The organism is Massilia sp. IC2-477, assembly GCF_020707265.1.
GTDB lineage: Bacteria > Pseudomonadota > Gammaproteobacteria > Burkholderiales > Burkholderiaceae_D > Telluria.
In genome coordinates this window covers 345,032-366,590 of the sequence record NZ_JAJFEQ010000002.1, presented here as the reverse complement: position 1 = coordinate 366,590, position 21,559 = coordinate 345,032, and the positions used below count along the sequence as shown (strand labels likewise).

Below are 21,559 nucleotides of genomic sequence, written 5' to 3'. Positions count from 1 at the left end.
TGGAACACGGTGGAGGGCATTATGCCGTGAAAAAAGAACGATCGTGCTAGATTTTTGACTCTAAACGTCGAGCAGCTGCCCTCCTGCGATCCGCGCGGCCCGGGCGCGCACCAGGGCGGCCACCGCCCACCCGGCCAGCTCGTCCTGCGACATCGCCAGCAGCCCGGTACGCACCCGTTCCACCAAGGGGATAGCGCTTAACAGCCCGGGCAGCCCCTCCAGCGCCAGCGCGCGCCGCTCCAGCAGCAGGAACTTGAGCAGCACCTTGACCGCGTTCTGCGCATTGCGCACCGGGTCGGCACTCAGGTAGTCGAGCCGGGCCCGGGCCCGCGCCACGGCATCGGCGACGTCCGCGAACACCGGGCCATGGCCGGGGATGACCACGCGCGGCGCCAAGGAGGCGATCAGCGCCAGCGTGGCCCCCACTTCAGCGAAACCCGGTTCGCCCGCCAGTTCGGGGAAGATCACGCCGAAGCCGTTTTCCCACAGGGCGTCGCCGGAGATCAGGATGCCTTCGGATTCGCAGAAGAACAGCAGCGCATGTGGGTCGTGGCCAGGAGCGGCCAGTACGCGCCAGGACAGGTCGCCCAGCTCCAGGATATCGCCCGGCGCCAGCACCGCATCGAAGCCGAAACGCGCGCACTGCTGGCCGGTGGCGCGGTAGCTGAGCGCCTCCTCGTCCCAGGCTGCGACTTTGTCCGCGTCCAGCGCCGGGATGGCCGTGTGGCAGGCATAAGTGGCCTGCAGCAGCGCATTGCCGCCGCAGTGGTCCGAATGCAGGTGGGTGTTGAGCAGGCGCCCGAGCGGGCGGCCGTTCAGACCCTGGCGCACCAGCGCCAGGGTCTGCGGCGCGTGCGTGACGTAGCCGCTGTCCACCAGCGCCGTGTCATGGCGGCCGGTGAACAGGATGTTGTTGGACGACAGCCAGCCCCGCTCGAACACGTGCAGCGACGGGGGCAGGCGCAGGTCCATGTCAGCCCCAGTCGATCTCGGCTTCGCGGCGCCGGATCTCGGTCCACACGCTGCGCTTGTATTCGTCGCTGGCCTTGCCCCAGGCGACGATCTCGTCGATGGTACGCAGGCAGCCCTTGCACAGGCCGCTGACAGGGTCCATCTGGCACACGTTGATACAGGGCGAAGGGACGGGGCTGCTCAATTCAGGATTCATGCGAACAGCGCCTTCACGTCGAGGTAATGGGCGCAGACGGCCACCACGACCATCAGGGCCAGTGCCACGCGGCTGCCGCGGTCCTTCAGCGCATACAGCACAGGGTCGTCGTCCATCTCGCCGCGCGCGGTCTTGATCCACAGGCGGCCGAGCCAGTAGATCATCAGCGCGGCCAGGCCCCACAGCAGCACCGGGCTGGCGTAGCGCGCCTCGGTCTCGGCCGCATTGATGAACAGGCCCAGCACCACCACTGCCGCCAGCGCCGAGGCCAGGCCCATCGGCCACAGCACGGCCAGGTCGACCACGTGGTAGTCGCGCCCGTGCGCGCTGGCCTGGCCGCGCTGCTGCATCAGCTGCAGCTCGGAGCAGCGCTTCACCAACGCCAGGCTGAGGAACACGAACAGCGAGAAGGCCAGCAGCCAGGAGGTGGTGTGGATGCCCACCGCCACCGAGCCGGTCACGATGCGCATCGTGTACAGCGTCGACAGCATCAGCACGTCGAGCAGCACGCGCTCCTTGAGCCACCAGCTGTAGGCAGTGGTGAGCACCACGTAGGACAGTAGCATCGCCACGAAGCCCTTGTTGATGGTGGAGGCCAGGGCGAAGGAACCGGCCAGCAGCAGCAGCGCAGCCAGCACGCCCGAGGTGATCGGCAGCGCACCGCTGGCAAACGGCCGCAGCTTCTTGCGCGGGTGGCGGCGGTCGTTGCCGAGGTCCCACAGGTCGTTCGCGATATAGGTCGCTGAGGCCGCGCCGGAAAAGCACAGGAAGGCCAGCAGCATGGTGGCCACGTGTTCGGGCGCGAAGGAGAAAGCGGTCAGCAGCGGCACGAACAGCAGGACGTTCTTGGCCCACTGGTGCACGCGCAGCGCCTTGCGCCAGGTGGCCAGGCCGGCCGCGGGCTTCGGAAATTCCTTTTCGACGGCGTGCCTGGCGCGCACGGTGCGCGTCACGGCGTGTGATGCCCCCACCAGCACGGCGGCCTGGGCGCCTTCCCACACCGCCAGGTCGGCCGCGCTGTCGCCGGCATAGGCGAACTCCGGCCCGACTTCTGCGCGGATCGCGGCCAGCTTGTTGCTGCCCTTGAGGTTACGGGTTTCGTCGGTGGCCAGCACGCGGTCGAACAGGGCCAGGTGGGCGGCCACCGGCTCGGCGATCGAGCGGTGCGCGGCCGTGGCCAGCACCAGTTCGCGCCCGCCGGCTTTTTCCGCGCGCAGGTAGTCGAGCAGGTCTTCGCGGTAGGGCAGCGCGTCGGGCGAGATGGTGACGCGGCGCGCGATCTCGGATTTCAGGTGCTCGCGTCCGCGCAGCAGCCAGAACGGCAGCTTGAGCAGGTCGGGGGCGGAATGCTTCGCCAGCAGCAGCACCGACTCGACCAGGGTATCGGTCGGGGTCAGGGTGCCGTCGAGGTCGACCACGAGCGGGACGGTGGTCGAACGCTGTGCCTGTTGGGAATCCAGCATGGAAGTGTCAAGCGAAGTGATCACGATTCAGTTCAAGAATTGCAAAGCCATCGCGCATTATCGCTCATCGCGCGGCGGCTCGGCCGGTACTGCATGGGGCGAGGCCCATTGCGCCAGCTTCTTCGCCACCCGGTCATTGAAGCGCGCGGGATCGATCAGGTGGCGTTCGTGGATGCCCTCGCACACCTTGTCCAGCTCGTCCCAGGCTTCGACCTGGAAGCGCACCCGGCGGCCGTCCACGTCCACGACCCTGCCGCGGATGGTCAAGGTCATGCCCGGCGGGGTCGGCGCCAGGTGCTGGAAACTGACCATCGTGCCCAGGCTCTGCTCGCGCGGCCAGTCCATGAATGGCATCAGGCCGTGCAGGCAGGCCAGCTCCATCATGCCGACCAGGTAGCCGGTGGCCAGCACTTCCGGCATGTCCAGGCAGAAGGGCGTGTCGTGATAGAGCGCGGGCACGCTGGCCCGCGCCGGGATGGTATAGCGCCATTCGAAGCTATGGCCGAGTTGTATTTCTGCACGCATGTACGCAGATTAACGCAGCCGGTCGCATTTGGGTAAATCCTCCTTGACCCGCAGCGTCAGGGGCGTACACTCCAGACACCATCCAGCTGGATGGTGCAAGCGTGGCGTAAGGAAGCGAAAGGCATCATGACCAGAGAACTAGTGAAAGTGGTAGCGAAGGAGCCGGTACGGCCGGCGGACTCGGAAAAGATCACGATCAACCTCGGGCCGATCGACCTCGGGCAGATCGATCTGTTGGTGAGCGAAGGTTTCTATTCCAATCGCTCCGACCTGATCCGCACGGCGATCCGCAACCAGCTGCAGGCGCATGCCGACGTGCTGCGCCAGACCGTGGCGCGGCGCAGCCTGGTACTCGGCATCCACCATTACACGCGGGCCGACCTGGAACGGGCGCGCGCCGCCGGCGAACGCCTGCAGATCCAGGTGCTCGGCCTGGCCAGCATCGCAGACGACGTCACGCCCGAACTGGCGCGCGACACCATCGAATCAATCGTCGTCCTCGGCGCGCTGCATGCCAGCAGCGCGGTGAAGGCGGCACTAGCCGGACGCATCCAGTAAGCGCTCCGGCCAGGGGAAGACCATGAAAATGAACATGCACCTGCTCGCGCAGATGCGCAAGGCCACCCGCGCCCTGCTCAAGAAAAATCCGCTCGATACCGCGGCCATCGTGCAGGAAGCGATGAAGCACGCGAACGCCTTCCAGCGCAGCGCGCCCTCCACCGACGTGCTGGCCGACCTGCAGCGCAACATGGAATCCTTGCGCGGACAGTTCGAGGTCCCGGCCAATGACGCCTGGCCGGGCAGCTTCAGCAGCGGCAGCTACAGCAACGAGGCCGGTACCCGCGACTACAAGCTGTACGTGCCGAGCACCCTGGGCGACGCCCCGGCCGCGCTGGTCGTCATGCTGCACGGCTGCACCCAGAACCCCGATGACTTCGCCCACGGCACGCAAATGAATGCGCTGGCGGAAGAACTGGGCTGCCTGGTCGTCTATCCGGCGCAGTCGCAGTCGGCCAACCCGTCGCGCTGCTGGAACTGGTTCAACGAGTCGGACCAGCAGCGCGACCGCGGCGAACCCTCGATCATCGCCGGCATCACGCGCGACGTGATGGCGCGCCACGCGGTCGATGCGCGCCAGGTCTTCGTTGCCGGCCTGTCCGCGGGCGGCGCGATGGCGACCATCATGGGCACCCTGTATCCTGACCTGTACGCCGCCGTCGGCGTGCATTCGGGCCTGCCCTTCGCGGCGGCCAAAGACCTGCCCTCGGCGCTGGCGGCGATGAAGGGCGATTTCCGGCGCAGCCAGGCGCCCGGGCGCCAGCTGCCGATCATCGTGTTCCACGGCGACCGCGACACCACGGTCCATCCCGCCAATGGCGACGCCCTGGTCAGCCAGGGCCGCGCGCGCGGGGTGCGCCACACCGCCGAGCCGGGCCAGGTGCCGGACGGCCATGCCTACACGCGCACGGTGCACCACCACGACGACGGCAGCGTGCACGCCGAGCACTGGCTGATCCATGGCGCCGGCCACGCCTGGTCGGGCGGCAATGCGCGCGGCAGTTATACCGATGGCAAGGGGCCGGATGCGAGTCGTGAGATGATGCGGTTTTTCCGCACGCAGCGGTAGGGTGGGCGGATTCTCCGCCCACGCGGTGATAGTTAGCGGTTCAACTGTCGCGTCGGCTGATCTTGCCGCAATAGTTCAGCCTCGATGTGGGCGCGCAGGCAGGCCGGGCACCAGCAGCCTGCCGCTTCCTGCGGTACCAGAACGGCGGGCGGCAGGGCCGTGCACCAGCAGGGTTCAGGGCTGCCATCGGCCATGGCGCAGCCGAATTCGGCGCCGCAGCGGGTGCAGGTGCTCACGGGGCATTCCCGCATGAAAAAGGGGTCATGGTTCTGTACGGTGGCGATTCAGCCCATAAAATACAACAAGACGCCATATAATCAGCACAAGTACTAGGCTGTTGCCTTAAAATCTCGCGACATTTATTTTGGACCTTCCATGAACGCAACCTTGAGCAGCCTGAATCCCGACGACCAGCCCAACGATCTGACCAAGGTTTCGCCACAGATCAAGGCACAGATCCTGGCCGAGGCGCTTCCCTACATCCGTAATTTCCACGGCAAGACCATCGTCATCAAGTACGGCGGCAATGCCATGACCGACGAGCGCCTGAAGCACGGCTTCGCGCGCGACGTCATCCTGCTCAAGCTGGTGGGCATGAACCCGGTGGTGGTGCACGGCGGCGGTCCGCAGATCGACAACGCACTCAAGAAGATCGGCAAGCAGGGCACCTTCGTGCAGGGCATGCGCATCACCGACGAAGAAACCATGGAAGTGGTCGAGTGGGTGCTGGGCGGCGAAGTCCAGCAGGACATCGTCATGCTGATCAACCACTACGGCGGCCAGGCCGTGGGCCTGACCGGCAAGGACGGTGGCCTGATCCGCGCGCGCCGCATGTCCATGCCGGACAAGGAAAAGCCGGGCGAATTCCTCGACATCGGTTTCGTCGGCGAGATCGAAGCGATCAACCCGGCGGTCGTCAAGGCGCTGCAGGACGACGCCTTCATCCCGATCATTTCGCCGATCGGCTTCGGCCAGGATGGCCAGGCCTACAACATCAATGCCGACGTCGTGGCCGGCAAGATCGCCGAAATCCTGAAAGCCGAAAAGCTGATCATGATGACCAACATCGCCGGCGTGCAGGACAAGCAGGGCAACCTGGTCACCGACCTGTCGGCGCGCGAGATCGACGAGATGTTCGAAGACGGTACGATTTCGGGCGGCATGCTGCCGAAAATCTCGTCGGCGCTGGACGCCGCGAAGTCGGGCGTCAATACGGTCCACATCATCGATGGGCGCATCGAACACAGTTTGTTGCTGGAAGTCTTGACCGAACAGGCTTTTGGCACTATGATCCGGTCTCACTAAATTTTTTGTGGCAGAGTTTCTGCCACAGAAGACGACCTGAATGCCCTTGTAGCTCAGTGGTAGAGCACTCCCTTGGTAAGGGAGAGGCCACGTGTTCAATCCACGTCAAGGGCACCACCCCCCTCCTGCAGCACTTCCCTCAGTAGATCCGCTCCACCTTGATGCCGCGCTTGCGCAGCAGCTCGGGCACGCCCCGTTTGCCCACCAGGTGCAGCAATCCCACTGCCACCACCGCATTGTTTTCGCGCTCCAGGAGCGAAACGATCTTGTCCGCCATCGGCCCGTTGCGTTCGTCCATCAGCAGTTCGCGCATGAACTTGCCGCTGATGCTGTCGTCTTCTTCCATGCGCTGCGCGATGCGTTCCAGCGCCGCCTGGTCGGCGCGCTCGTAGGCATCGAACAGTTCGCGCGATTCGCGCAGCTGGCGCCCGGACGCCATGTTCTCCAGCGTTTCTTCCAGCAGCTTCCACTGGTCCTCGTCCTTGAGGCGGTCAAGCAGCGCGGCCTGGTAGCCGATCGACTCGAGTTCGGCGATGCGGGTCTTGCCCTTGCTGCGCGCCTGCTCCGCCAGATGGCTGTCCACGCCCAGGCGCGGGTCGTAGCCCATCTTCGCCGCGTCGATCACGGCCAGCGTCATCACGATCATCCAGGGTTTCAGCTGCTTCAGTGCGGCCGGGTCGACGCCCTGGCGCTTGAGCGCGGTTTCGATGCGCTGGCGCCGTTCGGGCGCCAGGCCGGCCAGCCCGAGACGCGGGTTCGCATACATGCCGTGCTGCTGGAGGGCCGCCGCCATCGCGGCCGGATCGCGCGCGGTATCGATTTCCAGCGCCAGCGTGGGCGCGGCCTCCAGGGCCTGGCGGATGCGCGGCTCGAGCGGATAGAAGTCGGGACGCCCGGCATGGATGGTGCCGTACAGGTAAAGTGAGTGCCCGCTGCCGCTGACCTTGAACAGCGCGCCGCGTTCTGCCGCCAGTGCCTGGAAGGCCAGCAGGAACAAGCTGAAGAACACCACTATAATCGGACGTCGCATTCAATTCTCCGTTGTGTCTGCACCGTGCCAAATCATACCCTTCCCTCTCCCGTCTGGCTGTTCGACCTCGACAACACCCTGCACGACGCCTCGCATGCGATCTTCCCGGCCATCAGCGCCAACATGAACACGTATATCGCGCGCGTGCTGGGCGACGGCGACAGCCCCGCCACCCAGGCGCAGGTGGACGCCGCCCGCCTCGGCTACTGGAAGCGCTACGGCGCCACCCTGCTCGGCATGATCCGCCACCATGGCGTGTCGGCCGCCGACTTCCTGCACGTCACCCACGACATCGGCGCTCTCGACAAGCTGGTGCGCGCCGAGAAGGGCCTGGGCGCCCTGCTGCGGCGCCTCCCGGGCCGCAAGATCCTGCTCACCAACGCGCCGACGCGCTACTCCACGGACGTGATGCGCCACCTGGGCCTGGGCCGCCACTTTGCGCACCACGTCGCGATCGAACACATGCACGTGCACCGCCAGCTGCGCCCCAAGCCATCGAGCCTGATGCTGCGCCGCCTGCTGCGCAAGCACGGCGTGGCGGCGCGCCGCTGCATCCTGGTCGAAGACACGCTGGCCAATTTGAAAAGCGCGAGCCGCCTCGGGCTACGCACGGTGTGGGTCACACAATACCTGCGCATGAGCGACCCGATCGGCAAAGCGCCACTGCCGCGGACCCTGAAACGCCCCGGTTACGTCGATGTCAAAGTAAAATCCGTGCGACAGCTACCGGCGCGTTTACACCGGCTGCGCTAATCCAAAAACAAGGGGGCCTCGAAAACCGTAGCGAGCGGCGGTAAGCTTGACCGAGAAGCGCAGCTGTACGGGAGTACAGCGAGCATCGCAGGTCGAGATTACAACGCGTAGTAGGTTTGCGAGGTCTCCCAACGAACTAGGGATCACATGGCAACTAAGCCGGGGCAGCGCAAGCTGCAAATCCTCCAGGCCCTGGCCTCGATGCTCGAGCAGCCCAAGGGCGAGAAGATCACCACGGCGGCGCTGGCGGCGCGCCTGTCGGTGTCGGAAGCGGCGCTGTACCGCCACTTCGCCAGCAAGGCCCAGATGTACGAGGGCCTGATCGAGTTCATCGAGTCCAGCGTGTTCGGCCTGATCAACCAGATCACCGAGCGCGAGGAAGGTGGCGTGAACCAGGCCTATGCGATGCTGCAGATGCTGCTCTCCTTCGCCAGCAACAACCCGGGCATGACCCGGGTCCTGATCGGCGACGCGCTGGTGGGCGAGGACGAGCGCCTGCAGCTGCGCATGAACGGCTTCTACGACAAGGTCGAGATGGCGTTCAAGGGCGCCCTGCGGGTGGCCGCCACCCAGGGCCACGGCCAGGAAGCCGACGTCGCGGCGCGCGCCGGCCTCCTGGTGAGCTACGTGACCGGACGCTGGCACCGCTTTGCCAAGAGCGGCTTCAAGCAGAACCCGGCCGAAGGCACGGCCCTGCAGCTGTCGCTGCTGCTGGCGGCATAAGCTAGCGCCAGAGGCATCATGGACACCCAGGAAGTCTTCGCACTGCTGGACGACGCCGGCGCGCAGGGCGAAGCGCGCTCGCGCCTGTACAGCCGCCACGCCGGCACGCTGCGCTGCGACGCTGCCCAGGACTGGCCGCAGTTGCTGGGGGCGATGCAGGAGGCCCTGGGTCGCGGCCTGTACGCAGTGCCCTTGCTGACTTACGAACTGGGCGCGCACTTGCAGGGTTTGCCCGCCCATCCGCTCAACGGTCCGCTGGCCCAGGTGCTGCTGTTCGAACAGTGCGAGCACCTCGATGCGACCCAGGTCGAGGCCTGGATCGCCACCCGCGCGCCGGCTGGCGAATTGGCGGGCGTGGCGGGGATCACGCCCAACGTCGACGAAGCCGCCTTCAGCACAGCGATCGGCCGCATCCGCGACTACATCGCGGCCGGCGACACCTACCAGGTCAACTACACCTACCGCCTGCGCTTTGCCGCCTACGGCCCCCTGATCGCGCTGTATGCGCGGCTGCGTGCGCGCCAGCGCGTGCCCTATGGTGCTCTGGTCGCCCTGCCCGACGGCAGCGCGGTGCTGTCCTTCTCGCCCGAACTCTTCATGCGCTTTGAAAGCGGCGTGCTGCTGGCGCGGCCAATGAAAGGCACGGCGCCGGCCAGCGGCGACGATGCGACCGACGCCCAGCGCTCGCAGGCACTCGCCGCGGATACCAAGAACCGCGCCGAGAACCTGATGATCGTCGACCTGCTGCGCAACGACCTGGGTCGCGTGGCGCAAACCGGCAGCGTCGAGGTGCCGGCGCTGTTCGACGTGCAGCGCTACGGCAGCGTGCTGCAGATGACATCGACCGTGCAGGCGCGCCTGCGCCTTGACGCGACCCTGGAAGACATCTTTGCCGCGCTCTACCCCTGCGGCTCGATCACGGGCGCACCCAAGCGCCGCACGATGGAAATCATCCACGAACTGGAACCCGCGGCGCGCGGCATCTACACGGGCGCGATCGGCTGGTTCGATCCGCCGTCCGCCGGCCAGGCCTTTGGTAACTTCTGCCTGTCGGTCCCGATCCGCACCCTGGCCCTGGGTCCCTCCAAGGGCGGCACCCGCCAGGGCGAACTGGGCGTGGGCGCCGGCATCGTCTATGACAGCGATGCTGCCTCCGAATTCGCCGAATGCCAGCTCAAGGCGCGCTTCCTCACCGGCCTGTCCAACGAGCTGGAGATCTTCGAAACCCTGCGCGCCAGCCGCGACGACGGCTGCCGCCACCCCGAGCAGCACCTCGACCGCCTGGCCGCCTCCTGCCGCTTCTTCGGGCATCCGTTCGACTTCGGTAGCGCACGCGCGGCCCTGAACGAGGCCTGCCTGGCCCTGCCGCCCGGCCAGCTGCACCGCCTGCGCCTGTCGGTCGATCCCTTCGGCCAGCTGGCCGTGGGGTCAGGCCTGCTGGCGCCCTCGAGCGAGCCGGTGCTGCTGGTGCTGGCAAAGGATAACACGCACTCGGGCGACGTCTTCCTGCGCCACAAAACGAGCGTGCGCAGCCGCTACGACGCAGCCTGGCGCGCGGCCGAAGCGCAAGGCGGCTTCGACGCGCTGTTCTTCAACGAGCGGGACGAACTGACCGAAGGTGGACGCAGCAATGTGTTCGTGCGCTTCGGCACGGCCTGGTACACGCCGCCGCTATCCTGTGGAGTGCTGCCGGGTGTGATGCGCAGCGTGCTGTTGCAGGCGCCGGCCTGGAATGCGCGCGAGCGTGTGATCACGCGCGAGATGCTGGAAGATGCGGACGACCTGGTGGTCTGCAACGCCCTGCGTGGCCCGCTGCGGGCAGTCCTGCTGGACGACCCGCAGGCTTAGCGGCTTAGAAGCGGTAGCCGACACCGACGCCAAACAGCACCGGGTCCACCTTCACCGCGCTGACCCTGGCGCCGCCGACGATCACGTCGCTGCGGATGTTCACCTTCTTCACATCGAGGTTCAGCGACCAGCGCGCATCCAGGCGGATGTCGACGCCGGCTTGCAGCGCCAGGCCCCAGCTGTCGTTCTCGAGTTCGCCCGCGCCGTTCAGGAGCTTCACACGCGAGATGCGGGTGTAGTTGACGCCTGCGCCGACATAGGGACTGAAGCTCTCCCGCGGCGTGAAGTGGTACTGCGCTGTCAGGGTCGGCGGCAGGTGACGGAAGCTGCCGATGCGCGCCCCGTCGAGGGTGACGTCGTGCTTCTGTGGATAAGTCAGGATCAGTTCCGCCGCCAGATTGGGCGTGAAGAAGTAGGAGACGTCGACTTCCGGGATGGTCTTGCTGGACACGTGGATGCGGTCCACCGCGCCGGTACCGGCCAGCGGCGCGGATTCATTCGCCGGGTCGATATGAACGGCGCGGGCACGCACCATCCAGTTGGTTTCCTGCGCCAGGGCTTGGCTGCCGGCGAGCGCGAGAGCGATCGCCAGCACATGCTGCAACATCGTTTTCATTGTTTTTACCTTTCGTCATGTCATCAGTGACGAAGGTAAGGTTATTGATGCAGCGCAAAAAAATCGTTGATGTGGATCAAATAACCATAATCATAGGATGGTTATTCGATCCACGCTGCTTACATGGCCAGCGCCTGTTCGATCTTGCCGACCAGGGCCGGATCTTCCGGCGTTACCTTGCTCGGGAAATGCTCCAGGATCTTGCCGTCGCGGCCGATCAGGTACTTGGTGAAGTTCCACTTCGGCGCCTGGCCGGTGGCCTTGGTCAGGCTGGCGTGCAGCGGATTGGCCTCAGGACCGGTGACCGCGGTCTTGGCGAACATCGGGAATTTCACCCCGTAGGTGTTGAAGCAGAAGTCGGCGATCTCCTTCGCGCTGCCCGGCTCCTGCTTGCCGAAGTCGTTCGAGGGGAAGCCCAGCACCACCAGGCCGCGGCCGTTGTATTTGGCGTAGAGCTTTTCCAGCCCTTCGTACTGCTTGGTGAAGCCGCAGTAGCTGGCCGTGTTCACCACCAGCACCACCTTGCCGGCGTACTGGCACAGGTCCTGCGGCGCGTCGTCCTGCAGGCGCTTGAAGTTCTGGTGCAGGATGGCCGGGCAGCTGGCCTTGGCGGCAGTCGGCTTGGCGCTGGCCGCGTTGGTCGCCTGGGCGGCGGCCGGCTGGGAGAGGCTCGCGCTAACAAGGGCTGCGAGCAGGGCGGTGGTCTTGAACATGGGTGGCATCCCTGGAGTGTGATGCCACGATTGTAACGCAGCGGCAGCCACAAGAATCGCGGTCTACGCCGGGAGCCGGGACCTTAGCCGTTCAGACTGCGGTGTTCGATCTTAATGCAGTGGTTCATGACCACATCCAGCCCGGCGGCGCGCGCCAGGTCGGCTGCGGCCTGGTTCTCGATGTCGAGCTGCATCCACAGGCAGCCGGCGCGTACGGCAATGGCGTCGCGCGCGATCGGCGGAATGTCTTCGGACTTGCGGAAGCAGTCGACGATGTCGATCGGCTGGCCGCTGGCAGCGAGGGCGTCGGCCGCCTCCTGCAGCGTGGCGTAAGCCTTTTCGCCCAGCACGGTCTGGCCGGCGAGGCTCGGGTTCACCGGCACCACGCGGTAACCGGCTCCCTGCAGATATTCGGCCACGCCGTAGCTGGCGCGCTCGGGCTTGTTGGACAGGCCGACGATGGCGATGGTCTTGCTGTCGCTGAGGATCTGGGCAATGCTTCTCATGATGGGTACAGTAGATTTAGGGTTCGATCCCTAGCTTATCAGATTTGCATCATCTGGCGCGCCTGCACTGGCGCAGGCCGCGCAAACGTGGAAAGATGCGGTCTCGTCCCTGATCCCTTATGTCATGCGCCCCACCGCCCTCTCCTGCATCGCCGCCCTTGTCCTGTCCCTGTCAGCCCACGCAGCCGAACCGCTGGCTGCGGTCGAACGCGGCATCGTTCCCGTCGCAAGCTGGGGCGGCACCCCGGCCGACGCCGGCAAGGCCAAACGCCACGCCATCAGCCAGATCACCCTGCACCACCAGGGCGAGCCCTTCAAGCCGGGCACCGACCCGCAGGCCTATCTGCGCCGCCTGCAGTCCTGGTCGCGCACCACCAAGGGTTGGCTCGACATCCCCTACCACTACGTGATTGACCTCGACGGCCGCATCTACGAGGCGCGCAGAATCGACTTCGCGGGCGACACCAACACCGAATACGACCCCACCGGCCACGCCCTGATCGAAGTGGTGGGCAATTTCGAAGAGGTTGAACCGAACCAGCAGCAGCTCGACGCGGTGGTCGACCTGATGGCGCTACTGGCCCGGAAGTACAAGGTCTCGCTGGACGACATCAAGAGCCACCGCGACCACTCAGATAAAACCGTGTGCCCGGGCGCGAACCTGTACCGCTACGTGAAGGAGGATTACTTCCGCCACAAGGTGGCGCTGCGCCTGGCCGGCGAGCAGGCCAATACGCGTTAACGTTCACAGCTTGCGGCCGGGCGTGTCGCGGCCGCCCTGTTTCAGCACCAGGGTCTGCCCTTCGAAGCTGATCTCGGCGTCGACGCGGTCCGAGAAGAACCTGGTCTCGCTCATCGGGAAGATCTCGAGCTTGCCCTGGCCGGTGGCCTGGGCAAAGTAGCGGTCGCCCTCGCGCGTCAGTTCCAGCACGAAGCCGGGCCTCAGTTCGTAGCGGCCGACGCGGGTGTCGAAGGACGCGTTGGCGATCTTGATCGCGCGGCGCGCCGGCGGTGCGTCGCCAATACGCGGGTGCACGACCGGTACGCCATCCTGGTGGTGCGTGACCGCCACCACCTTGCCGTCGCTTTTGTTCCCCTCACGCTGGAACTCGAACCACTCGAGCGTCCCGGGCAGGAAGAACTCCGTGCTGGATGCAGCCTTGACCGCTACCTGCGGCATGCCGGTGCGCTGCATGCTCAAGCCATCGCCGGTGCGGCGGAACACGCGCTGCACGCCCTTCTCGACCTCGTAGGTACCGGCGACGGCGTCAAACGCGGCCTCGTCCAGCTTCGCTTCCCTGAACTCGCGGTAGGGCTTGCCGATAGCGACGCCCGCCGCCTTGCGCGCCACCAATCCCGGACTGGCCGGGCCGGCGTCGCTGTTGGTCAGCACCGCAACGTAGACGCCCTTGCCAGGCACGCGCAGCGCGTAGGTGGAGAAGCCGTTGATGCCGCCGCTGTGGCCAATGGCGGTCTCACCCTGTACCTGGCTGATTCCCCAGCCATAGCCGTAAGTGGTCGGCTTGCCGTCGCTGAGCCGGTAGGGCGTGAAGGCGCGCTGCCAGCTGGCCGGCTTGAGCAGCTTGCCGGCGCTGACCGCGGCGTCCCAGCGCGCCAGGTCGTCCACGGTCGATACCAGGGCGCCGGCCGCATATGGCTGGGTCATGCTGAGCGGTTTGGCGGGACCGAAGCCGCTGGCGCTGCGGGTATGACCGGCCGCTACCGGGGCCTTGCCAGGCTTGATGCCCTCGTAATAGGTGTCCAGCATGCCGAGCGGCTTGAAGATGCGCTGCTCGAGGAAGGACGCATAGCTCTGGCCCGAGATCTTCTCGATGATGGCGCCCAGCAGGAAGTAGCCCGAGTTGTTGTAGCGGTACTGGCTCCCCGGCTCGAAGTCGAGCGGATCGTTCTTGAAGGAGTCGATCATCTGCGCCACCGTCAGGTCCTGCGTCATGCCGGTGGTGTAACCGGGCTTGCTGGTAAAGCTGGCGATGCCCGAGGTGTGGGTCAGCAGGTGCTCGATCGTGATCTTCTTGCCCCTGGTTGGATAGTCCGGCAGGTGCTTCGTGATGTCGTCGTCGAGCGACAGCTTGCCCTCCTCCCCCAGCATCAGGATCGCGGTCGAGGTGAACTGCTTGGTGAGGGAACCGAGGCGCAGCGCCATGTCCGGCGTCATCCTGATGGTCCGGGACGTGTCGGCCATGCCGTAGGCGCGGCGCAGGACGGTCTTGCCATCCTTGACCACGATGACGGTGGCGCCCGGGGCGTCGGCCTTGAAATAGGGTGCAATGGCTGCATCGATGCGGCCGGCCAGGTCCTGCTCGCCGAGCGCGGACTTCGCCGCGTCCTGAGCGAATGCGGCATACGGGTGGCACAGCAGCAGCGCGGCGGCGCAGATGGCGGAGCGAAGCAGCATGGCGGAGATCCCTTTGTCATTATGGGTATCGTCCATACTATCCGCCCCGCCTCCCATGGCAACTATCACCTTGGAGGGGGCGTCGGCTCCTTACAGCTTGCGCCCGGTGAAGCTGCGGCTGCCCTGTTTGAACATCAGGCCTTGGGCTTCGAAACCGATCTCCGCGTCGACGTCGCGTGCGAAGAAGCGGGTCTCGCTCAAGGGGAAGATTTCGACGCGGCGCTGGCCGCTCGGCTGCACGAAATAGCGGCTGCCCTCGCGCTGGACCTCGAACACCATGCCCGGCTGGATCTCGTAGCGGCCTACGTGAGCGTCAAAAGCGGCGTCCGCGATCTTCGCCACGATGCGCGGCGGCGGCGCTTCGCCGGAGCGCTTGTGGACCAGCGTCCTGCCGTCCTGGTAGTAGGTCATGCCGGTCGCCTTGCCGCTGCCGTCGCGCTGGAAGGCGATCCAGTCGGCGGTATCGGGGATGAAGAATTCGTTGGGCGACATCGCCTTCAGCACCAGCGGCCCACGGCCCGCGCGCTGCAGCGCCAGGAACTCGCCGTCGCGCCGCAGTACGCGCTGGGTGTCCTTGTCCTGCGTGTAGACGCCCGCCACGGCATCCAGGCTGGCCGCATCCAGCGCCACCTCCTTGAACTCGGGGAGCGGCTTGCCGATGGCGACGGCGGCCGCGCGGCGCGCCACCACATCGGGGACCACGGTGCCGCTGTCGCCGTTGGTCAGCACGGCCACGTAGACGCCTTTGGCGGGCAGGCGCAGGCCGTAGGAACGGAAGCCCCGGGTCGAACCGCTATGGCCAATGGTTGGCTCGCCCTGGATCAGGGTCAGCTCCCAGCCATAGCCGTAGTTGCTGTCCTTGCCGTCACTGAGGCGGTAAGACGTGAAGGCGCGCTGCCAGGTGGCGGGTTGAAGCAGCTTGTTGCCCGCGATGGCCGCATCCCACTTTGCCAGGTCGTCCACGGTCGACACCAGTTCGCCGGCGGCATAAGACTGGTTCTTGCCGAGCGTACGGGCTGGCCCGAAGCCCTTCTCGCCCAGACTATGGCCGGCTGCGGTTGGCCAGGCGCCGCGCTCGTAGCCCTCGTAGGCGGTGTGGTTCATCCCGAGCGGAACGAAGATGCGCTGCTCCACGAACTGGTGGTACGGCTGGCCCGAGACCTTTTCGATGATGGCGCCGAGCAGGTAGTAACCCGAGTTGTTGTAGCGCCAGGCGCTGCCCGGTTCGAACTGCATCGGCTCGTTCTTGAACGAGTCGATCTGTGCGGCCACCGTGGTGTCCTGCGGCGCGCGCTGTGGATAACCCGGCTTGCCGGTATAGCTGACGATGCCCGAGGTGTGGGTCAGCAGGTGCTCGATGGTGATCTTCTTGCCCTGGGTCGGGTAGTCCGGCAGGAACTTGGTGATCTCGTCCTGGAGCGACAGCTTACCCTCGTCCGCCAGCAGCAGGATGGCGGTGGCGGTGAACTGCTTGGTCATCGAACCGATGCGCAGCGCCATCTCCGGCGTCATTTTGATGTTCTTCGAAGTGTCGGCCATGCCGTAGGCCTTGCGCAAAACGGTCTTGCCGTCCTTGACCACGATGACGGTGGCGCCCGGGGCATCGGGCTGGAAGTAGGGAGCGATGGTGGCGTCGAGGCGGGTGGCCAGGTCTTGGGCGCTGCGGGTGGCAGATGCTTTTTCCTGGGCGAAGGCGGCGTGCGGCAGGCACAGCAGCAGCGCGGCGCTGCAGATGGCGGTGCGGATGAACATGGTCGGCATTCCTTTCTTGTTATGGAGTGCCGCGACTGTACGTACGTGACGAACCCTTCCGCAATCGGTTGCCGATCAGTGGTCGTTCGGATAGGTCGAGTGGTTGCTATCCGGGGGCGAACGGGACGGTGCCCGCCATCTTCAGGACAGCTTGGCGTAGGTCAGGAACAGCCAGGTCACCGTCATCACGACGATGCCAGTGAGCGTCACGCAGGAGCCGGTGAAGAACAGCGCCGACAGCGCCGTGGCGGACAACACCCGCTCGAACAGGAAGCCGAGCGCGAAGTCGAAGCCTGCCAGCACCGACCAGCGCCGCATGTAGACCGGCAGGTAGCGGCTCATGCGGCGATTGTGCTCGCGCGCGGCGTGGCGCTCGTAGAGATTGCGGGCCGCGCTGACGTCGCGGAACAGCCAGTCGAAGAAGAGGAAACGGTACAGAGTCTGGCCGAACGGCGCTTCCGCTGGCAGGGCTTGCTGCTGTCGAGGTTCTGGAGGGATTGCCATGGTCCGGCCCGAGGATTCTCATACTGGAGAATCGATACTAAGCCGGAAAAGCGCACACACCCGTGCGCTGACTAACCGTCCGCTGCATTCATCCCGTCAAGGCTTGCGAATTAGCAAGTACTCACTGACGCGAGGCGACAATAAAAAAGGCAGCCCGAAGGCTGCCTCTTTATTCCGCAGTAGCGAATGCTTAGCGTCCTTTCGAACGCAGCTTCTGAATCGCTGCCAGCTGCGCGATTGCCGCCGCCATTTCGGCCTGGGCTTTCGCGTAGTCGATCTTCGATTCCTTGTTCAGCATCAGCTCTTCGGCCTGCTTCTTTGCTTCCAGTGCCTTCGCTTCGTCCAGGTCGCCACCGCGGATTGCGGTGTCGGCCAGCACGGTCACGCCGTTCGGCTGCACTTCGAGGATACCGCCTGCGACGAAGACGAACTCTTCGCCGCCGCCGGCTACCTGGATCCGTACAGCACCTGGCCTGATGCGCGTGATGAGGGGGGTGTGGCGTGGGTAGATACCCAGCTCACCCGCTTCACCCGGCAGCGCGACGAATTCGGCCTGGCCGGAGAAGATCTGCTCTTCGGCCGAGACCACGTCCACTTGAATCGTGTTTGCCATGTCTGTCCTTCAGGTGAGAAGTGGCTTAGGCAGCCAGCTTCTTGGCTTTCTCGATTGCTTCCTCGATGGTGCCGACCATGTAGAAGGCCTGCTCCGGCAGGTGGTCCAGTTCGCCCGATGCGATCATCTTGAAGCCCTTGATCGTGTCTTTCAGCGAAACGTACTTGCCCGGCGAGCCGGTGAACACTTCAGCGACGTGGAACGGCTGCGACAGGAAACGCTGCATCTTACGAGCGCGTGCGACGACCAGCTTGTCTTCCGGCGCCAGTTCGTCCATGCCCAGAATCGCGATGATGTCGCGCAGTTCCTTGTAGCGCTGCAGGGTGCCCTGCACGGCGCGTGCGGTGTTGTAGTGCTCTTCACCGACGACCAGCGGGTCCAGCTGGCGCGAGGTCGAGTCGAGCGGATCCACTGCCGGGTAGATACCCAGCGAAGCGATGTCACGCGACAGAACGACGGTCGAGTCCAGGTGGGCGAAGGTGGTTGCCGGCGACGGGTCGGTCAAGTCATCCGCAGGGACGTACACGGCCTGGATCGAGGTGATCGAACCGGTCTTGGTCGAGGTAATGCGCTCTTGCAGGCGGCCCATTTCTTCGGCCAGGGTCGGCTGGTAGCCCACTGCCGACGGCATACGGCCCAGCAGTGCCGACACTTCGGTACCGGCCAGGGTGTAACGGTAGATGTTGTCGACGAAGAACAGAACGTCCTTGCCTTCGTCACGGAAGGCTTCCGCCATCGTCAGGCCGGTCAGCGCGACGCGCAGACGGTTGCCCGGCGGTTCGTTCATCTGGCCGTAGACCATCGCCACTTTCGAGTTGGTCGGGTTTTCCAGGTCGACGACCTTGGCGTCCGCCATCTCGTGGTAGAAGTCGTTACCTTCACGGGTACGCTCACCCACGCCGGCGAACACGGACAGACCCGAGTGCGCCTTCGCGATGTTGTTGATCAGTTCCATCATGTTGACGGTCTTGCCGACGCCGGCGCCGCCGAACAGGCCGACCTTACCGCCTTTTGCGAACGGGCAGACCAGGTCAATCACCTTGATGCCGGTTTCCAGCAGGTCGGTCGACGGCGACAGTTCGTCGTAGACCGGTGCCGAACGGTGGATCGAGGCCATGCGCTCATGGCTGACCGGACCGCATTCGTCGATCGGGTTACCCAGCACGTCCATGATGCGACCCAGGGTGGCGGTGCCAACCGGGACCATGATCGGGTTGCCGGTGTTCTGGATGGTCATGCCGCGACGCAGGCCTTCCGAGCTGCCCAGTGCAATGGTACGGACCACGCCGTCGCCCAGCTGCTGCTGGACTTCCAGGGTCAGTTCCGAACCTTCCATTTTCAGTGCGTCGAAAACCTTCGGCATGGCGTTACGCGGGAATTCCACGTCAACCACGGCGCCGATACACTGAACGATTTTGCCATCAGCCATGTTCGTTCCTTCAGATATATAGTTAAATTCTTTTACTTAAACCGCGGCCGCACCGGACACGATCTCGGAGAGTTCTTTGGTAATCGCCGCCTGGCGGGTCTTGTTATAGACCAGCTTCAGGTCGCTGATGACACTGCCGGCGTTATCGCTTGCGGCCTTCATCGCGACCATGCGTGCCGATTGCTCGGACGCCAGGTTTTCTGCAACCGCCTGATACACCAGCGCTTCCACGTAACGCACCAGCAGTTCGTCGATGACGACGGCCGCTTCCGGTTCGTAGATGTAGTCCCAGCTATGTCCGCCTGCTTCTGCTTCCATGTGCTTTGCGGGCAGCGGCAGCAGTTGCTCGACCATCGGTTCCTGCTTCATCGTGTTGATGAACTTGGTGTAGCACAGGTAGACAGCGTCGAGCTTGCCTTCCTGGTACGCGTCCAGCATCACTTTGACCGGGCCGATCAGCTTGTCCAGGTGCGGGGTATCGCCGAGCTGGGTCGCTTGCGAGACCAGCTTCATGCCCATGCGGTTCAGGAAACCCAGGCCCTTGTTGCCGATGGCGACTGCCTCGACACGCTTGCCTGCCTGTTCCATTTCGCGCGCCTTCATGGTCACCTGGCGCAGCACGTTGGTGTTCATGCCGCCGCACAGACCCTTGTCGGTCGTGACGACGATGAAGCCGACGGCGTTCGCCTGCACGTCCTTGGCTTGCGCCATGAACGGGTGGGTGTACTCCGGATTTGCGCCGGCAAGATTGGCGGTGATGTTACGAACCTTGTCACTGTAGGGACGGGCGGCGCGCATGCGGTCCTGCGCCTTGCGCATTTTCGATGCGGCGACCATTTCCATCGCCTTGGTGATCTTCTTCGTATTCTCTACGCTCTTGATCTTGCCACGAATCTCTTTGCCTACTGCCATGAGTTCTTACTCCTTCCGCGCACCGGCGCCGTGTTCACACGGCGCCGGCTCGACGATTAATATGCGCCGGATTTTTTGAAATCAGCAATGGCGGCGGCCAGCGCAGCTTCGCCGTCCTTGTCCAGTTGCTTGGTTTCGTCAATCTTCGACAGCAGGGATGCGTGGCTCGACTTCAGGAAGTTGTGCAGACCGTGCTCGAACGGCAGCACTTTCTTGACTTCGATGTCGTCCAGGAAGCCCTTGTTGACGGCGAACAGCGATGCGGCCATCAGCGAGGTCGACAGCGGCGAGAACTGCGGCTGCTTCAGCAGTTCGGTCACGCGGGCGCCGCGGTCCAGCTGCTTGCGGGTCGACTCGTCCAGGTCCGATGCGAACTGCGCGAACGCAGCCAGTTCACGGTACTGCGCCAGGTCGGTACGGATACCGCCCGACAGGCCCTTGATGACCTTGGTCTGGGCTGCACCACCGACGCGCGACACCGAGATACCGGCGTTGATCGCAGGACGGATACCGGCGTTGAACAGCGAGGTCTCCAGGAAGATCTGGCCGTCGGTAATCGAGATCACGTTGGTCGGCACGAATGCCGAGACGTCGCCTGCCTGGGTTTCGATGATCGGCAGTGCGGTCAGCGAACCGGTCTTGCCGGTGACGGCGCCGTTGGTGAACTTCTCGACGTAGTCGGCGTTCACGCGGGCTGCGCGCTCGAGCAGACGGCTGTGCAGGTAGAACACGTCACCCGGGTAAGCTTCGCGGCCCGGCGGACGGCGCAGCAGCAGGGAGATCTGGCGGTAGGCGACTGCCTGCTTCGACAGGTCGTCGTACACGATCAGCGCGTCTTCGCCGCGGTCGCGGAAGTATTCGCCCATCGCGCAGCCCGAGTAGGCCGAGATGTACTGCATTGCAGCCGATTCCGAAGCGGAAGCGGCAACAACGATGGTGTACTCCATCGCGCCGTGCTGTTCCAGCGAACGCACGATGTTCTTGATGGTCGATGCCTTCTGGCCGATTGCGACGTACACGCAGGTGACGCCCTGGCCCTTCTGGTTGATGATCGCGTCGACAGCAACAGCCGATTTACCGGTCTGGCGGTCGCCAATGATCAGCTCACGCTGGCCACGGCCGATCGGCACCATCGCGTCGATCGACTTGATGCCGGTCTGCATCGGCTGCGAGACGGATTCACGGGCGATCACGCCCGGAGCGATCTTTTCGATCGGTGCGGTCAGGGCAGTGTTGATCGGACCCTTGCCGTCGATCGGCTGGCCCAGTGCGTTGACCACGCGGCCACGCAGTTCCGGACCGATCGGCACTTCCAGGATGCGGCCGGTGGTCTTGACGGTGTCGCCTTCCGAGATGTGCTCGTAGGCACCCAGGATGACGGCGCCGACGGAGTCGCGCTCGAGGTTCATCGCCAGGCCGAAGGTGTTGCCAGGGAATTCCAGCATCTCGCCCTGCATCACGTCCGACAGACCATGGATGCGGCAGATACCGTCGGCGACGGAGATCACCGTGCCTTGATTGCGAACTTCAGCCGAACCTTCCAGACCCTGGATGCGGCTCTTGATCAGTTCGCTGATTTCAGAAGAATTAAGTTGCATGAGTGCTAACTCCAAATGTTTTTGATGCGTAGGGCAAGGGCGCGAGGCCGGCGCGTGC

23 protein-coding genes and 1 tRNA gene are annotated in these 21,559 nt (G+C 64.9%); 8 read left to right on the top strand and 16 right to left on the bottom strand.

Annotated elements, in window-relative coordinates; all coding sequences use genetic code 11:
* Window positions 1-60 precede the first annotated feature (60 nt).
* From LK542_RS05055 to LK542_RS05040, 4 genes are read right to left on the bottom strand one after another with little or no spacing between them, the layout of a single operon-like run.
* A complete protein-coding gene (locus LK542_RS05055; RefSeq protein WP_227811057.1) occupies window positions 61-972 on the bottom strand; it encodes an MBL fold metallo-hydrolase in 912 nt (303 codons plus the stop codon).
* Window position 973: 1 nt separating this feature from the next.
* A complete protein-coding gene (locus LK542_RS05050; RefSeq protein ID WP_227801497.1) occupies window positions 974-1,168 on the bottom strand; it encodes a DUF1289 domain-containing protein in 195 nt (64 codons plus the stop codon).
* Window positions 1,165-2,631: a UbiA family prenyltransferase gene (locus LK542_RS05045; protein WP_227811056.1), complete on the bottom strand. Its 1,467-nt coding sequence runs from the start codon at window positions 2,629-2,631 to the stop codon at window positions 1,165-1,167. Before LK542_RS05045 ends, LK542_RS05050 begins: the two co-directional genes overlap by 4 nt.
* A gap of 57 nt (window positions 2,632-2,688) precedes the next feature.
* Window positions 2,689-3,156, bottom strand: coding sequence for a thioesterase family protein (locus LK542_RS05040; RefSeq protein WP_227811055.1), 468 nt, complete (start codon window positions 3,154-3,156; stop codon window positions 2,689-2,691).
* A gap of 126 nt (window positions 3,157-3,282) precedes the next feature.
* Here LK542_RS05040 and LK542_RS05035 point away from each other — a divergent pair, with 126 nt between their 5' ends.
* On the top strand, window positions 3,283-3,714 hold the full coding sequence (locus tag LK542_RS05035) for a CopG family transcriptional regulator (RefSeq protein ID WP_227801492.1): 432 nt from the start codon (window positions 3,283-3,285) through the stop codon (window positions 3,712-3,714).
* 22 nt (window positions 3,715-3,736) lie between these two features.
* A complete protein-coding gene (locus tag LK542_RS05030; protein WP_227811054.1) occupies window positions 3,737-4,783 on the top strand; it encodes a PHB depolymerase family esterase in 1,047 nt (348 codons plus the stop codon).
* A 32-nt stretch (window positions 4,784-4,815) separates the two neighbouring features.
* Here LK542_RS05030 and LK542_RS05025 read toward each other — a convergent pair whose 3' ends face one another.
* The gene (locus LK542_RS05025) at window positions 4,816-5,019 is read right to left on the bottom strand and encodes a cysteine-rich CWC family protein (protein WP_227811053.1); all 204 of its coding nucleotides are present in this window, start codon (window positions 5,017-5,019) and stop codon (window positions 4,816-4,818) included.
* Window positions 5,020-5,158: 139 nt separating this feature from the next.
* On the opposite strand from LK542_RS05025, the gene argB reads away from it, so the two are divergent.
* The gene (argB, locus tag LK542_RS05020) at window positions 5,159-6,088 is read left to right on the top strand and encodes an acetylglutamate kinase (protein WP_227801489.1); all 930 of its coding nucleotides are present in this window, start codon (window positions 5,159-5,161) and stop codon (window positions 6,086-6,088) included.
* Window positions 6,089-6,130: 42 nt separating this feature from the next.
* Window positions 6,131-6,205: transfer RNA gene (locus LK542_RS05015), tRNA-Thr, on the top strand.
* A 22-nt stretch (window positions 6,206-6,227) separates the two neighbouring features.
* Here LK542_RS05015 and LK542_RS05010 read toward each other — a convergent pair.
* Entirely contained in the window at window positions 6,228-7,118 is an 891-nt protein-coding gene (locus tag LK542_RS05010) for a TraB/GumN family protein (RefSeq protein ID WP_227811052.1), read from the bottom strand.
* Between the two features lie 24 nt (window positions 7,119-7,142).
* On the opposite strand from LK542_RS05010, the gene LK542_RS05005 reads away from it, so the two are divergent.
* The 3 genes from LK542_RS05005 to pabB all read left to right on the top strand — a co-directional run bounded on the left by LK542_RS05005 (window position 7,143) and on the right by pabB (window position 10,442).
* A complete protein-coding gene (locus LK542_RS05005) occupies window positions 7,143-7,871 on the top strand; it encodes a pyrimidine 5'-nucleotidase (RefSeq protein WP_227801485.1) in 729 nt (242 codons plus the stop codon).
* A 147-nt stretch (window positions 7,872-8,018) separates the two neighbouring features.
* Window positions 8,019-8,594, top strand: coding sequence for a nucleoid occlusion factor SlmA (gene slmA, locus LK542_RS05000; protein WP_227801484.1), 576 nt, complete (start codon window positions 8,019-8,021; stop codon window positions 8,592-8,594).
* A gap of 18 nt (window positions 8,595-8,612) precedes the next feature.
* The gene (pabB, locus tag LK542_RS04995; protein WP_227811051.1) at window positions 8,613-10,442 is read left to right on the top strand and encodes an aminodeoxychorismate synthase component I; all 1,830 of its coding nucleotides are present in this window, start codon (window positions 8,613-8,615) and stop codon (window positions 10,440-10,442) included.
* A 4-nt stretch (window positions 10,443-10,446) separates the two neighbouring features.
* On the opposite strand, the gene LK542_RS04990 is transcribed toward pabB, so the two are convergent.
* From LK542_RS04990 to LK542_RS04980, 3 genes are all read right to left on the bottom strand, one after another.
* Window positions 10,447-11,049 (bottom strand): OmpW family protein, encoded by a 603-nt coding sequence (locus LK542_RS04990; protein ID WP_227811204.1) that lies wholly within the window; start codon window positions 11,047-11,049, stop codon window positions 10,447-10,449.
* A gap of 128 nt (window positions 11,050-11,177) precedes the next feature.
* Complete coding sequence (locus LK542_RS04985; protein ID WP_227811050.1) at window positions 11,178-11,771, bottom strand: glutathione peroxidase; 594 nt, start codon at window positions 11,769-11,771, stop codon at window positions 11,178-11,180.
* A gap of 83 nt (window positions 11,772-11,854) precedes the next feature.
* A complete protein-coding gene (locus LK542_RS04980; protein WP_227801481.1) occupies window positions 11,855-12,277 on the bottom strand; it encodes a CoA-binding protein in 423 nt (140 codons plus the stop codon).
* A 124-nt stretch (window positions 12,278-12,401) separates the two neighbouring features.
* On the opposite strand from LK542_RS04980, the gene LK542_RS04975 reads away from it, so the two are divergent.
* Window positions 12,402-13,019 carry a peptidoglycan recognition family protein gene (locus LK542_RS04975; protein WP_227811049.1) on the top strand — a complete coding sequence of 206 codons (618 nt, stop codon included), beginning with the start codon at window positions 12,402-12,404 and terminating at the stop codon, window positions 13,017-13,019.
* 3 nt (window positions 13,020-13,022) lie between these two features.
* Here the strand turns inward: LK542_RS04975 and LK542_RS04970 are convergent, their stop codons facing one another.
* The 7 genes from LK542_RS04970 to atpA form a co-directional block, all read right to left on the bottom strand.
* Window positions 13,023-14,693: a serine hydrolase gene (locus tag LK542_RS04970; RefSeq protein ID WP_227811048.1), complete on the bottom strand. Its 1,671-nt coding sequence runs from the start codon at window positions 14,691-14,693 to the stop codon at window positions 13,023-13,025.
* Between the two features lie 90 nt (window positions 14,694-14,783).
* On the bottom strand, window positions 14,784-16,454 hold the full coding sequence (locus LK542_RS04965; protein ID WP_227811047.1) for a beta-lactamase family protein: 1,671 nt from the start codon (window positions 16,452-16,454) through the stop codon (window positions 14,784-14,786).
* A 132-nt stretch (window positions 16,455-16,586) separates the two neighbouring features.
* Window positions 16,587-16,949, bottom strand: coding sequence for a hypothetical protein (locus LK542_RS04960; RefSeq protein WP_227811046.1), 363 nt, complete (start codon window positions 16,947-16,949; stop codon window positions 16,587-16,589).
* 190 nt (window positions 16,950-17,139) lie between these two features.
* A complete protein-coding gene (locus LK542_RS04955; RefSeq protein WP_159699284.1) occupies window positions 17,140-17,562 on the bottom strand; it encodes a F0F1 ATP synthase subunit epsilon in 423 nt (140 codons plus the stop codon).
* A gap of 25 nt (window positions 17,563-17,587) precedes the next feature.
* Window positions 17,588-18,991 (bottom strand): F0F1 ATP synthase subunit beta, encoded by a 1,404-nt coding sequence (atpD, locus tag LK542_RS04950; protein WP_227801470.1) that lies wholly within the window; start codon window positions 18,989-18,991, stop codon window positions 17,588-17,590.
* Between the two features lie 36 nt (window positions 18,992-19,027).
* Window positions 19,028-19,903: a F0F1 ATP synthase subunit gamma gene (gene atpG / locus LK542_RS04945; protein WP_227801469.1), complete on the bottom strand. Its 876-nt coding sequence runs from the start codon at window positions 19,901-19,903 to the stop codon at window positions 19,028-19,030.
* Window positions 19,904-19,959: 56 nt separating this feature from the next.
* Entirely contained in the window at window positions 19,960-21,501 is a 1,542-nt protein-coding gene (gene atpA, locus LK542_RS04940) for a F0F1 ATP synthase subunit alpha (protein WP_227801468.1), read from the bottom strand.
* Between the last annotated feature and the right edge of the window lie 58 nt (window positions 21,502-21,559).